We start from the raw sequence: 13,227 nt of genomic DNA, 5'->3' as shown, positions 1-13,227 counted from the left end.
GATTCCTCTTTTAAAATTTAACTATAATTCAGTTAAGCAAGTTTGCCAGTTATAATGAAATATCCCATTGAATTCTAAACCTCCAGCCTTGTTCTAAAGGCAATGTTTTATCCTGAAAACTGAAATAACTAACTTCTGAAGTCAGTTTGTTTTTATGACCATTAAAAAACCAGTTAAATGCAATAGTTGTTTCTTCCTGTGAGTTTTGTTTGATTGAATCATCAGGACGATATCCAGCATGTCTGGCTGCCATTTCTAATTTTTTTGGCCACCATTCAAAAGCATTGCTAAAGAAATAGCCTGCCTGTACATAATAGCCTCTTAATGTGGTAGTCTTGTCAAAATTTAATTTATCTATGATGTCTTTTGTGTGTAGTTCGCTTTGCCAAGAAAAACCTCGATACATAAAAACACTTTCTAGATTCCATTGATTAACTCGGTATTGACCTGGCGCACCATTTTCAAAACCTTCTAAAGAGCCTCCGCCTGATTGTGAAAATCGGGTATATGGGCTTCGGTTTGTTAAACCTGAGATTGCAATAATTGGAGTTGGCTTTTCGTGAAATTCTAAATCACTGCCTTCAAAATCAAGAAATCTTCCTAAGAAATTCCATTGTGCACGACCAAAATACATCAAATTTCCATCGTCATTTGCTGTATTTCCTCGTCCAGTTCCTGTAAGTGCGGCTGCCCAATAATTAAAATCGGCAATTCCGGCACCTTTAAGATGCCCATAAATTTCGACTCCCATTTGCCTGTCAGCAGTAAAAGGGCGGTTTATTAAAGATCGGTCAACTGTTTGTTGTTCACCGCTGCTTATAAAACGTTCTCTTGTATATTCTACTTTCCATTGGCCGGCTTTAAAACTAAGCCATTCCCATTTTTCAACCATCAGTCTAAAATCTAATAAATTAGACTGGCTGAGTTCGTATTCCCAATAATATTTCAGCCAAGGATGAAAAGCGTGTCCTCCGACTTTTAATCGGGCTCTGTTGATTTTAAAAGTTGTTTTTGCTTCCTGACTGTAATCATCATAAGTTAGAGGATCTGTATCATTGGGAGTAGAAAATCGGAATTGGAGCCTACTTTGTAATTGGAAAAGAAATTTATTGTCTCGGGTTCTTAATTCAATTCCTTTACTTCCGTAGCTTACATTAATCAGTTTAGTAGTGTCTTTTTCTTTTTCGAGCTGCGCCATTCCGTTTAAACCAATTAAAAGCAATAAGGATGTCAAAATAATTTTTGAAATCGAAACAGTTTTATTTGTTTTATATATGTGCATAATTGGTTTTTAAAATATTTATTTTCCTCCAAAGTTTTTTGCAATTCCTAAGCCAATTCCCCAGCTGTCATAGGCATTCCATTTAAAATCATAACTGACAGTTCCAAAAAATTCCCAGTCTTTTGGAAGTTCATAACCATATTCAGCTCCGACTCTGGTCAAGAAATAATCTTCTTCTTTGGCAAATTCGCCTCCAAAACCTAAAAGAAAACTCCAGTGTTCATTAGGTTTATAAATTCCCATTAAAGCGGGTGCAATTGGGTAACTTCTTTCAACGGTTTCTTTTTCGTCTCCGCTTTCGAGATTTTTTTCGACTTTAAATTTTTCGATAATAAAATCGGTATAAAGGCCAATTGCCCATTTTTCGTGAAATTGAAAAGTATAATCTAATCCCCACGCCGGAAGACTTAAGACTTTCCGATTTCCTTCGTCATCTCTACCTTCAAAAACATGAGCATGATTTATTGAAACACCTATTTGATGATGCGGGCTGAAAGCTTTTTCTTCATTTTCCTGAGCTATAATTTTGTTTGAAAAAATGCTTATTAAAGCAACTAAAAATGCTGAAAAAAAGATTTTTCTAAAATAAATTTTGTGTAAAACATTCTGATTCATTATTAATGAAATATTTATTTTAAGATAAAACTTGTACGGAATTATAAAGATAAAGAGGTATTTTGGTCAGTTTTACTGTCATTAAATACCTCTTTTCTGTTTTGTCAATTAATCTCTTCCTAGAGCTCTTTTTGCTTCGTTATTTAAATCAGAATATTCAACTTTTCCAACACTGATTCCCACCCCGATAATTTCTCCACCTTTAAAAGTGCCAGGTGTCTTGTATTCTTTACTAACAGAGTCACCACTGTCAAATCCAACGCAAAGTCCATCTCCAGCAAGCGTAAATTTACCAGACTGCGTGCGCATTGGTCCAGAAGCCACTTCTTTTCCGTCGATATAAAGTTTCATCTTTCCTAGAGATTCTCCATTTGGACCAGCTTTTTCACGAGTAAATTCCATACCAAGAACATGTTTTCCAGGCGTAATAGCAACGTTTGAAGTGAATTTTTGTTCAGGAGCAATTCCTAAGAAATTGTAGACATAATTTAACTTTTTGTCTTTGATGAATAATGTATGGCCTCCAAAACGGGAACCATGTGCAAAAAGAACTCCTGAAGCATTGGCATCTTTTATGTCAACATCGGCTAAAATTTTATAGGAACGTCCACGAACGTTAACTGCAACTCCTTCTGGCACTGCAGAAGTTCCAGGATAATATTTGTAAAGATCGCGAGGAGCTTCAGAAGATGGTCTTTCAATGCCTAGTTGTTCAACGGCAGTGCGGTCATCTAATGGTAATACAAGATTTTTAGCGGCTTCATCATTCCAATCTTTAATTAATTCTTTTAATTTATCTGGATTTTTTTTAGCTAAATTATTTACTTCTGCGCGGTCAACGTCAGTATTATATAGTTCCCATTCATCTTTATCAAAGTTTCCTTTTCCGGTTAAAGGAGCATGTAAAGCAACCGCTTTCCAACCGTCTTTCCACAAGGCACGACTTCCTAACATGGCAAAATATTGGATGTGTTTTTGTGTTTTTGTATTAGGTGCAGCGTCAAATGTATAGCGCATTGAAACTCCTGATAAAGGATATTGAGGGACACCACGATATACTTTTGGCATTTCAAGGCCACAAATATCAAGTATTGTAGGAACTATATCTGTTGAATGATGAAATTGATCTCGAACTTCACCTTTAGCTTTTATTCCTTTTGGCCAAGAAATTACTAACGGATCGCAAGTTCCTCCTGCATATTCACTGTATCTTTTAAACATTTTAAAAGGTGTTGAAAATGCTGCAGCCCAGCCGGTAGGATAATGTTCGTAGGTGTCAGGGCTTCCTAATTTATCGATATATTTTAAATTTTCTTTTAACTCATCTGGATAGCCATTGAAGAATTTATTCTCATTTACAGAACCTGAAGGTGAACCTTCTCCTGAAGCTCCGTTATCAGCAGCGTAAATAACAACGGTATTTTCTAATTGGCCTGTTTGTTGTAAATAATCGATTATACGGCCAACTTGAGCATCAGTGTATTCAGAGAAACCTGCATAAACTTCAGCTAGTCTAGAGAATAATTTCTTTTCGTCCGGACTTAATTTATTCCAATCTAATACTTCATCGCCAGGATTTGAAACGCCTGGAGGAAGTGGGTTGAAATTTGTATATTCTGTACCTTTAGGAATTATACCTTTAGCAATCATACGTGGCAATACCCATTTGCGGTAAGCGTCATAACCTCCATCAAATTTTCCTTTATATTTTGCAATATATTCTTCTGGTGCCTGATGAGGTGCATGATTAGCGCCTGGACAATACCACATGTACCACGGTTTAGATGGGTTAGTTGCTTTTTGATCTTTTAGAAATTCCAGTGCATGGTCTGCTAAATCTTTAGATAAATGATAGCCTTCTTCAGGTGTTGCAGGCGGTTCAACAAAATGGTTGTCTTCTGTTAAATCAGGATACCACTGATTGGTTTCACCACCAAGAAATCCATAGTAACGGTCAAAGCCCATTTGAAGTGGCCAAGTGCTTCGATCGCCTCCTGCGGCTACATCTTGCTCTGGAACATTATGGTCTTTTCCTATCCAGAAAGTACTCCATCCATTATCTTGTAGTACTTGACCAATGGTTGCAGCTTGTTTTGGCAGTCTACCGCTTCCGCCAGGAAAACCTGCCGCAGCTTCAGTAATTGCGGCCATACCATTGAGGTGGTGATTTCTTCCTGTCAATAAAGTTGATCTTGTTGGGGAACATAAAGCTGTTGTGTGCCATTGTGAATACGTGATTCCGTTATCGGCTAATCTTTGCATAGTAGGCATATTTATGGCTCCACCGTAAGGCGACCAGGCGGCAAGTCCGGTATCATCATATAAAATAAATAAGATATTTGGAGATCCTTCAGGTGCTTTTTTGGGAGAATAAGGTGCCCAATCTTCTTTTGAATCACGCACATCTAAAGCTATTTTTCCATGAAAAGTTTCCTTAGTAACCTGCTGAGGATCTGCTTGTGCAGCTAATTTCGAAATCATACTTGTGAACAAGCATAGGATAAGTAAGAAAAAGCTTTTTTTAAGTATTGTAATTTTGCTGGTTTTCATAATTTTAAAATGTTAGTTACAAAATACTTTGAGATAATTACTTTTTGAAATTTTATTAAGATCTATTATGTGTGAAATTTTCTTAAATAGCTCAAAATTAGGTAATAAAATTCCGAAGCGGTTTTAGTAAAAGCCTTCAAGTTGTTTCATTTTATAATTTGCAACGTTAAAACGGGGATTTTGAAACGGCTTTTTTCATTTCATTGAAGTGTTTCTCTAATACTCACATAATTTGTTTTTCTATAAAAAAGCACCTTTTTAAACTATAATATTTAAATTTGCACCCGAAAACAACACAACAAAATTCTTATGTATAAATTGATAATTCGTCCGATACTTTTTTGGTTTGATCCTGAAGAAGTGCATTACTTTACTTTTTCATTTGTAAAATTTATTTCAAAAATCCCAGGAGTTTCGTCAATTATAAGAGCCATTTATGAAGTAAAAGATTCTCGATTAGAAAGAGAAGTTTTCGGAATTAAATTCAAAAATCCAGTTGGACTTGCGGCAGGTTTTGATAAAGATGCCAAGCTGTATAAAGAACTTGGAGACTTTGGTTTTGGTTTTATTGAAATTGGAACAGTGACTCCGGTTGGTCAGGAAGGAAATCCTAAAAAACGTTTATTCCGCTTAAAAGAAGATCAGGCAATCATTAACAGAATGGGATTTAATAACGGCGGTGTTATTGAAGCTGTAGAACGTTTGAAAAAGAATTCAGGGGTTTTGATTGGAGGAAATATTGGAAAAAACAAAGTAACTCCAAACGAAAATGCTGTCGATGATTACATCATTTGTTTTGACGCATTGTTTGATCATGTTGATTATTTTGTGGTGAATGTAAGTTCTCCAAATACGCCAAATTTAAGAGCGCTTCAAGATAAAGAGCCTTTGACGGCTTTATTACAAACACTGCAGGACAGAAATGTTGAAAAGCAAAAAACAAGCACTCAAAAAGTAAAACCAATTCTTTTAAAAATTGCTCCAGATCTTACAGATGAGCAATTACTAGATATTATTGATATTGTAAAAACGACTCAAATTGCGGGTGTAATTGCAACAAATACTACGATTTCAAGAGATGGATTACAATCTGCAAATCAATCTGAAATGGGAGGTTTATCTGGAAAACCATTAACAAAACGTTCTACTGAAGTAATTCGTTTTCTTTCAGAAAAAAGCAATAAAGCATTCCCTATTATTGGAGTAGGAGGAATTCATTCTGCAGATGATGCCATCGAAAAACTAAATGCAGGAGCAAGTTTAGTGCAATTGTACACTGGTTTTATTTATGAAGGTCCAGCGCTGATAAAAGCAATCAACAAAAAAGTTTTAGGGCAATTGTAAAAGAAGCGCCTGAATAACAAGCCCAGAAATAATTGCAATTCCGAAACTGATTAAAGTTCCAATCATTACATATTCAGTAAGTTTTCTGTCTTTGGCTTCTTTTAGATCTCCAAATCTAAAAATAGATTTCGCAGCCAATAAAAATCCAATTGCTTCAAAGTGATTGGTTAAGATAAAACAAACAATTAGGAGACGTTCCAATATGCCAATGTAATTTCCTGCATTGGCAAGCGAATTATCCTGATGGCTGTTTTGGCTTTCAGGACTCCAGATTGAAATAATGTTTTTAATGAAAATTGAAACAGGTTTAGTTACCAATAAAAAGCCAGTCAGTAAAATCCAAAATTCATTATTCTGCCAAAAATAAATGATATTTCTATTTTCATAAAGAAGTACAACAGCAATTAAAACCAAAAGATGTGCAATTTGATCGATAACAAACCAAGTGCGTTTGGTTTTGTTTTTCTGAAAATTCAATTTGATCAAATCGATAATTCCGTGTGTTACGGCAATCAAAATGGCATACGGTATAAAACTGATTTCTCCGGCTAAAATTGCGGCTAAAATTCCATGCAGAAGTATATGAACATACAAGTAAATGCTTTTATGTTTTTTAATCTCTTTGTCGGCGACCCATGAATTAGGTTGCCAGATAAAATCGCCTAATAAATGTGCCAAAAGCAGTTTTATGAATAAAATCATGGGGCAAGTTGTTTTATTTGAGTTCTGAAATATCGATCTAAATTCATGACTAAATCAAATTGGGCGCGTTTTTGCCTTCGGCTCACGGCGGCTTGATTGATGCCCAATTTTTGTCCAAGTTCTTCCTGAGATAAATTCGGATTTTCAATTGCCAAAGCAACAAATTCAGCAGATTGCACCAACCAGCTATCCATAAAAGTAAGGGCAAGCTGTAACATCAAATTCATTTTTTCATCCAAATCTGAATCACCACTTCGCATAGCTAAAGTGACTTTTTGTTTTTTTAAAGTTTCAAAAAGCTCTCCAGAGTGAATAAAGGCAGTTCCGTTACTTTCGGAAATTTTTACCGCATTGTGCGTTTTATCGCCAAAACCAATACTCATACGAGCATCAGATTTTATAGCTCTTAAACGGGCTTTTATCAAAATTGCGGTCAACAAGGCTTCTTCAGGATTATTGACTTCAATTTGAAATTCATCGCCTCTGTAAACTTCCCATTGACTTGGTGTAGCACCAAATGGACTCAGGATTTTTTTTAAATCATCAACCCAATGATTTGATTTTTGTTGTCTAGATCCTATAATATCGCCTGTAATTACACTAGTCATATCCAAATATAATTAAAAATCATAAACTTTCTATTACAAATATAAGTAATATTATTTATTATTACGTTTTTTTGTAATATTTTTAATTATTACGTTTTTTGGTTATATTTTTAATTATTACGTTTTTTTGGTAATTTTTTAAGCTATTACCATTTTAAGTAATGCGTTTTATATTAGAGTTACGATTTATTAAGTTCTTATTTAAATGAGCTTATATAACTAATATGATTAAAAAATCAATCCAGAAAAGACTATAATTTTTATTTCTTTAAAAAAGAAACTAACTTAGCATTACAAAAGAAAAAGTTTTGAATAAAGAAATCAAGATTATCGAATGTCCACGAGATGCAATGCAAGGCATCAAGGACTTTATTCCAACAAAAAACAAGGTTACTTATATTCAGGCATTGCTTCGAGTAGGTTTTGATACTATTGATTTTGGAAGTTTTGTATCACCAAAAGCAATTCCGCAAATGCAGGATACAGCCGAAGTTTTGGCACAACTCGATCTTTCGGAAACTTCAAGCAAATTACTTTCTATAATTGCCAATACGCAAGGTGCAGCTTTGGCTTCAGAATTTGAATCTATTCAGTATTTAGGATTTCCTTTTTCGATATCTGAAAATTTTCAGATGCGTAATACACATAAAACCATTGCCGAATCTTTAATTACGTTAGAAGAAATTCTAAACATTGCCGATAGAAAAAATAAAGAAGTTGTAACTTATCTTTCAATGGGTTTTGGAAATCCTTACGGTGATCCCTGGAATGTGGAAATAGTAGGCGAGTGGACAGAAAAATTGGCAGGAATGGGCGTTAAAATTCTTTCGCTTTCAGATACTGTAGGAAGTTCAACATCAGATGTTATAACTTATCTTTTTTCGAATTTAATTCCGAAATATCCTCAAATTGAGTTTGGAGCACATCTTCATACAACACCAGAAAGCTGGTTCGAAAAAATTGATGCCGCAGCAAAAGCAGGTTGTATACGTTTTGATGGCGCGATTCAGGGTTTCGGAGGCTGCCCGATGGCTACAGATAAGTTGACAGGAAATATGCCTACGGAAAAATTGGTTTCTTACTTCACAGCAAATAAAAAAATTACAGGCTTAAATTCATTAAGTTTTGAAAGTGCTTATAATGAAGCTTCTAAATTGTTTGGTAAGTTTCATTAAAAAAAAAAAATTCTTATATTTACTTATCAAAGCAATAAAAGCAACAGTCCCCAGTTGTTACTATTATCTTAAATTCTTTCAACCATGAAATTGAATTGTATAAATAGTATTCTGAAGATTTTTGTAGTAGCGATTTTGTTTTTATCGTGCTCAAGTGACTTAGATTTTGATCAGGTAAATGATTTGAAATTAGAACCCATTTTTATTGCAAATCTTGCCTATTTTGATATTCCAGCAAATGAATTAGTAGCAGACGGAGGAACTCAGATTGTATATGACTCCAGAAATTTTGATATTTTTAAAAAGCAGTTTCTTAGAGATTATCTAAAAAAAGTTGAATTTGATGTTGAAATTGAAAACACTATTGAACGCGGTTTTGTGATCAACATGCTGCTTCTTAATTCTAAAAATGAAATTCTAACGACTATTTCTTTTGTTGTGCCCGCTTATAAAGGAAGTCCAAATGTTATTAAATACCCTACCGAAGTTTTTGAAAATCAAAGATTGGAACTTTTAAAACAAACTCAAAATATTGGTTTTGTTGCCTTAATGACTTCAGGAGTTCCACTCGATGAAAACAGTTTAGGTAATCTGAAGTTAAGATCAAGTACAACAACTTATTTTGAAATAGAAGCGAAATGAGGGCAAAATACTTAATTTTAGGACTGCTTTTTCAGATTTCTTGTTTTTCTCAAAATAAGGAAGTCCTTTACAATTTTACTTCCATTCCTCAATCTTTATTAGTAAATCCAGGTGCGGATGTTTCATACAAATATTATTTTGGTGTTCCTGTTTTGTCTGGAGTTTCAGTAAATTTAGGATCAAGCAGTTTTTCGGTCTATGATTTATTTGCAGACAATGGTATTGATTTTAATGATAAAGTCAGAAATATTGTCAACAAATCTTCCCGAAATGATAAAGTTGTTACCAATCAACAATTGGAAGTATTTTCAGGAGGTTTTAGGGTAGGAGGCAGAGAAAGTCGTTCGTATGTTTCTTTTGGCGTTTATCAGGAATTTGATTTTTTTATGTACATGCCAAAAGATATGGCTTTGCTGGCTTTAGATGGAAATAAAAATTACATAGGAAAAGTTTTTCACCTTGACGATCTGAATGTTAAAGCCGAAGTGCTTTCCGTTTTTCATGTTGGCTTTCACAAAAAAATGAATGATAAATTGGTACTTGGAGGTCGCGCTAAACTTTATTCCAGTGGCGCAAATGCAGTTTCTACTCATAATTCCGGTTATATATTTACTGGGCAGCAGCCAGGAACGGTCAATCTTTATAACCAAATTATTTCATCTAATTTAGAACTTAAAACATCGGGGATTTCACGTTTTACAAAAGATGAATATGAAGGAAATATTGCCAGAGACATTGCTCATAATACTTTTTTTAATGGAAGCTTAGGTTTGGGTGTAGATGCCGGCGTAACGTATTATCCGAAAGAAAATTTTCAGGTCACTGCCAGTATTATTGATCTTGGATTTATAAATCAGTCAAAAGATATCGAAACGCTTACTTACAAAGGAACGTATCAATATCAAGGTGCAAATCCTGATTTTTCGGGTACTAATGATCCGGAGAATGTTTTTGCCGAATTCAAAAAAGCAATTCCGAGAGATACCTTATATAATAAATACACGACTTGGCGTCCAACAAAAATATATGCATCACTCCAATATTCATTTGGATACTTTCGCTCCGATAATGATTGTAATTGCAAGGAGAAAATTAAAGAACGCTATCGGAATGCAGCAGGAATTCAGTTTTTTGGTATGACAGCTCCGCGAGAACCTCTCGTTGCTGTAACGGCTTTTTATAAAAGAAATATTTTTGAAAAATTAGATTTAAAAGCTACTTATACTATTGATGAGTTTTCAAGCACTAATATTGGTCTCGGACTTTCAGGAACAATCTGGAAACTGAATATGTATGCTTTAGTCAATAATGTTTTGGAATATAAAGATATTTCAAAAGCTAGTAGTGCAGCATTTCAGCTTGGTATAAATTTCGTTTTTCAGGATTCAGAAGATTAATTTTTTAATTCTGAATAAATTAAGATTTTAGCTGTATTTAGTAGTAAAATTAGAAATTAGAATCTCAAAAATTAGATTTTATTTTTTGAAAGGTTTTTCCTGTAAATGCAATTTTATGAATTAGTTAGTATTCAAGTTAGCAATTTATTCACTATATTTGCACGCAATTCAACTAGAAATTGCACCATGATAGCACACAACTCCAAGATTATCGGCGAAGGTTTAACTTACGACGATGTATTATTAGTACCTAACTACTCGAATGTGCTTCCTCGCGAAGTGAGCATTAAATCAAAATTCTCAAGAAACATCACATTAAACGTTCCAATTGTATCTGCTGCTATGGATACGGTAACAGAAAGTGCAATGGCAATCGCTATGGCACAAGAAGGCGGAATTGGTGTTTTACATAAAAATATGACTATCGAACAACAAGCAGGAAAAGTTCGAAAAGTAAAACGTGCCGAAGCAGGAATGATTATCGATCCGGTAACATTACCATTAACTTCTACTATTGCTGACGCAAAAAATGCCATGAAAGAATTCGGAATCGGTGGTATTCCAATCGTTGACGAAAACAGAATCTTAAAAGGAATTGTTACCAATCGTGACTTACGTTTCGAGAAAAATGGTGCAAGACCAATTGTTGAGGTTATGACAAGCAAAAACTTAGTAACTGTTGCAGAAGGAACTTCATTAGAACAGGCAGAAGTTGTTTTACAAGGTCATAAAATCGAAAAATTACCAGTTGTAAATGCTCAAAACGAATTAGTTGGTTTAATTACTTTTAGAGATATTACAAAATTAACTCAAAAGCCAATCGCTAATAAAGATTCTTTTGGTCGTTTGAGAGTTGCTGCTGCAATTGGAGTTACTGGAGATGCAGTTCAAAGAGCTGAAGCTTTAGTTGCTGCCGGTGTAGATGCAATTATTATCGACACTGCTCACGGACACACAGAAGGTGTGGTAAATACATTAAAAGAAGTAAAAGCAAAATTCCCTCAAATAGATGTAATTGTTGGAAACATCGCAACGCCAGAAGCTGCTAAATATTTAGTAGAAAATGGAGCAGATGGAGTAAAAGTTGGAATCGGACCTGGTTCTATCTGTACAACTCGTATCGTTGCAGGTGTTGGTTTTCCTCAATTTTCAGCAGTTCTTGAAGTTGCTGCAGCCATCAAAGGAACTGGAGTTCCTGTAATTGCTGACGGCGGAATTCGTTATACAGGAGATATTCCTAAAGCAATCGCTGCAGGTGCTGACTGTGTAATGTTAGGTTCATTATTAGCAGGAACAAAAGAATCTCCGGGAGAAACTATTATTTTCGAAGGAAGAAAATTCAAATCATACCGTGGAATGGGTTCTGTTGAAGCGATGCAAACAGGTTCTAAAGATCGTTATTTCCAGGATGTTGAGGACGACGTTAAAAAATTAGTTCCGGAAGGAATTGTTGGACGTGTTCCTTACAAAGGTGAATTAAACGAAAGTATGCTTCAGTTTATTGGAGGTCTTCGTGCCGGAATGGGATATTGTGGATCAAAAGATATTCCAACTTTACAAGAAACTGGACGTTTTGTTAGAATCACATCAAGCGGAATTACTGAAAGTCACCCACATAACGTAACTATTACAAAAGAAGCTCCAAATTATTCTAGATAATTTTTAGTTTTTCATTATAAAACAAAAGGCGTAAGATTTAGTTCTTACGCCTTTTTTTATTTTTTATTTTAGAAAATTAATCTTCAACGCGGCTGTTCAAAATATCGTCAGCAGTTATGTCTGAATGCAATAAATCTTCCATTTTTTTAGTCATGCGTTGCGCTTCCAAAGCGTAGCCAAACATCTTTTTCTCATAATCTGCAACGGCATCATCAATTGTTTGAAATTTTCCGTTGGTCAGGTTTTCGGTTAAATGAAAAGCATCAAATAATCCCATATTTACACCTTCGCCGGCAAACGGAGGCATCAAATGTGCTGCATCACCAACAAGCGTAATATTTGAATGTTCTTTCCAGGGTTCTTCTAAAGAAAATAATCTCAAAGGCAAACCAGAGAATTCAGTTGAAGCTTTGAAGAAATTTTTAAAATCGTTGTCCCAGTTTTTAAATTTATCGCTTAAAAAAGAAATTACAGCTTTATCATCTTCAAAGTTAATTCCGTTGTTCAAAATCCAATTTTCATCAGCTTTGAAAGAAACGCCAAAATGTATTGAACCATCGCCCATGGTATGAGTATAAAACATTTTTTGTTCACCCATTGCCATAACATTTCCATTTCCGTATTTAGGTTTAAATTCCGGATAATCCTGATCTGGATTTGCTATTTCTCCCTGAATAATATAAGTTCCGGAAAGTTGAGGTTCCTGATCGCTCACAAATTTTCGGGCGTTAGATCTTCCGCCGTTTGCTACAATTACAAAATCAGCCGTTGCAGTTTTACCATTTTTAAAATCTAAAATGTACTCATCGCCAGATTTTTCAATATTTGTTAACTGACTATCCCAGACAACAGTATTTTCATGAAGATTTTCTACCATAATTTTTCGTAAATCATTACGATCAATTTCCGGACGAGAAAAAGCATTGGTTTCATCCGGCATTTCATCAGCTGTAATGCTACCATTCATGTCCGCCATTTTTTCTCCGGTTGGTCTGGCATATTTGTAAAACTCTTCCATTAAGCCGGCTTTTTGTATTGCAAATTGCCCGGAATCAGAATGGATATCAAGTGTTCCACCAGATGTTCTGGCCTTTGAATTAATGTCTCTTTCGTAAACTTTCACATCTGCGCCATTGATTTGCAGAATTCTTGCTGTTGTCAATCCAACTGGCCCGCCGCCAATAATGGCAATTTTTTTATTTTCTATAATTGATGTTTTCATTGTATTATATTTTGATATTGTAATTGAATTT

11 protein-coding genes are annotated in these 13,227 nt (G+C 34.6%); 5 read left to right on the top strand and 6 right to left on the bottom strand.

Translation table 11 applies throughout. From position 1 onward, the window contains the following. Positions 1–49 precede the first annotated feature (49 nt). From FN795_RS05565 to FN795_RS05555, 3 genes are all read right to left on the bottom strand, one after another. Entirely contained in the window at positions 50–1,282 is a 1,233-nt protein-coding gene (locus FN795_RS05565; RefSeq protein ID WP_142449739.1) for an OprO/OprP family phosphate-selective porin, read from the bottom strand. Between the two features lie 18 nt (positions 1,283–1,300). Beyond that, positions 1,301–1,897 (bottom strand): hypothetical protein, encoded by a 597-nt coding sequence (locus FN795_RS05560; RefSeq protein WP_142449738.1) that lies wholly within the window; start codon positions 1,895–1,897, stop codon positions 1,301–1,303. A 108-nt stretch (positions 1,898–2,005) separates the two neighbouring features. After that, the gene (locus FN795_RS05555; RefSeq protein ID WP_142449737.1) at positions 2,006–4,378 is read right to left on the bottom strand and encodes an arylsulfatase; all 2,373 of its coding nucleotides are present in this window, start codon (positions 4,376–4,378) and stop codon (positions 2,006–2,008) included. 378 nt (positions 4,379–4,756) lie between these two features. On the opposite strand from FN795_RS05555, the gene FN795_RS05550 reads away from it, so the two are divergent. After that, positions 4,757–5,791, top strand: coding sequence for a quinone-dependent dihydroorotate dehydrogenase (locus FN795_RS05550; protein ID WP_142449736.1), 1,035 nt, complete (start codon positions 4,757–4,759; stop codon positions 5,789–5,791). On the opposite strand, the gene FN795_RS05545 is transcribed toward FN795_RS05550, so the two are convergent. Both FN795_RS05545 and FN795_RS05540 read right to left on the bottom strand, forming a co-directional pair. Beyond that, positions 5,777–6,493 (bottom strand): DUF3307 domain-containing protein, encoded by a 717-nt coding sequence (locus FN795_RS05545; protein WP_142449735.1) that lies wholly within the window; start codon positions 6,491–6,493, stop codon positions 5,777–5,779. The genes FN795_RS05550 and FN795_RS05545 overlap by 15 nt on opposite strands. After that, entirely contained in the window at positions 6,490–7,101 is a 612-nt protein-coding gene (locus tag FN795_RS05540) for a hypothetical protein (protein ID WP_142449734.1), read from the bottom strand. The genes FN795_RS05545 and FN795_RS05540 overlap by 4 nt, the downstream gene beginning before the upstream one ends. A gap of 308 nt (positions 7,102–7,409) precedes the next feature. Between FN795_RS05540 and FN795_RS05535 the strand changes: the two genes are divergently transcribed. From FN795_RS05535 to guaB, 4 genes are all read left to right on the top strand, one after another. Then, positions 7,410–8,276, top strand: a complete 867-nt coding sequence (locus tag FN795_RS05535) for a beta/alpha barrel domain-containing protein (protein ID WP_142449733.1) — start codon at positions 7,410–7,412, stop codon at positions 8,274–8,276. Positions 8,277–8,360: 84 nt separating this feature from the next. Further along, the gene (locus FN795_RS05530) at positions 8,361–8,918 is read left to right on the top strand and encodes a hypothetical protein (RefSeq protein WP_142449732.1); all 558 of its coding nucleotides are present in this window, start codon (positions 8,361–8,363) and stop codon (positions 8,916–8,918) included. Beyond that, positions 8,915–10,315: a DUF5723 family protein gene (locus FN795_RS05525; protein ID WP_142449731.1), complete on the top strand. Its 1,401-nt coding sequence runs from the start codon at positions 8,915–8,917 to the stop codon at positions 10,313–10,315. Before FN795_RS05530 ends, FN795_RS05525 begins: the two co-directional genes overlap by 4 nt. 186 nt (positions 10,316–10,501) lie before the next feature. After that, on the top strand, positions 10,502–11,974 hold the full coding sequence (gene guaB, locus FN795_RS05520; protein ID WP_035649109.1) for an IMP dehydrogenase: 1,473 nt from the start codon (positions 10,502–10,504) through the stop codon (positions 11,972–11,974). A gap of 76 nt (positions 11,975–12,050) precedes the next feature. On the opposite strand, the gene FN795_RS05515 is transcribed toward guaB, so the two are convergent. Further along, positions 12,051–13,196 carry an FAD-dependent oxidoreductase gene (locus tag FN795_RS05515; protein WP_142449730.1) on the bottom strand — a complete coding sequence of 382 codons (1,146 nt, stop codon included), beginning with the start codon at positions 13,194–13,196 and terminating at the stop codon, positions 12,051–12,053. Positions 13,197–13,227: the final 31 nt, after the last annotated feature.

Source organism: Flavobacterium resistens (genome assembly GCF_900182645.1).
Classification (GTDB): Bacteria; Bacteroidota; Bacteroidia; order Flavobacteriales; family Flavobacteriaceae; genus Flavobacterium; species Flavobacterium resistens.
Note: the sequence above shows the minus strand (reverse complement) of the source record. Positions and strands in the feature narration are given on the sequence as shown.

Bases quoted from the DNA above. Each gene is read 5' to 3' on its own strand.
- FN795_RS05565 (WP_142449739.1), bottom strand. From the start codon at position 1,282: ATGCACATATATAAAACAAATAAAACTGTTTCGATTTCAAAAATTATT.
- FN795_RS05560 (WP_142449738.1), bottom strand. From the start codon at position 1,897: ATGAATCAGAATGTTTTACACAAAATTTATTTTAGAAAAATCTTTTTT.
- FN795_RS05555 (WP_142449737.1), bottom strand. From the start codon at position 4,378: ATGATTTCGAAATTAGCTGCACAAGCAGATCCTCAGCAGGTTACTAAG.
- FN795_RS05550 (WP_142449736.1), top strand. From the start codon at position 4,757: ATGTATAAATTGATAATTCGTCCGATACTTTTTTGGTTTGATCCTGAA.
- FN795_RS05545 (WP_142449735.1), bottom strand. From the start codon at position 6,493: ATGATTTTATTCATAAAACTGCTTTTGGCACATTTATTAGGCGATTTT.
- FN795_RS05540 (WP_142449734.1), bottom strand. From the start codon at position 7,101: ATGACTAGTGTAATTACAGGCGATATTATAGGATCTAGACAACAAAAA.
- FN795_RS05530 (WP_142449732.1), top strand. From the start codon at position 8,361: ATGAAATTGAATTGTATAAATAGTATTCTGAAGATTTTTGTAGTAGCG.
- FN795_RS05525 (WP_142449731.1), top strand. From the start codon at position 8,915: ATGAGGGCAAAATACTTAATTTTAGGACTGCTTTTTCAGATTTCTTGT.
- guaB (WP_035649109.1), top strand. From the start codon at position 10,502: ATGATAGCACACAACTCCAAGATTATCGGCGAAGGTTTAACTTACGAC.
- FN795_RS05515 (WP_142449730.1), bottom strand. From the start codon at position 13,196: ATGAAAACATCAATTATAGAAAATAAAAAAATTGCCATTATTGGCGGC.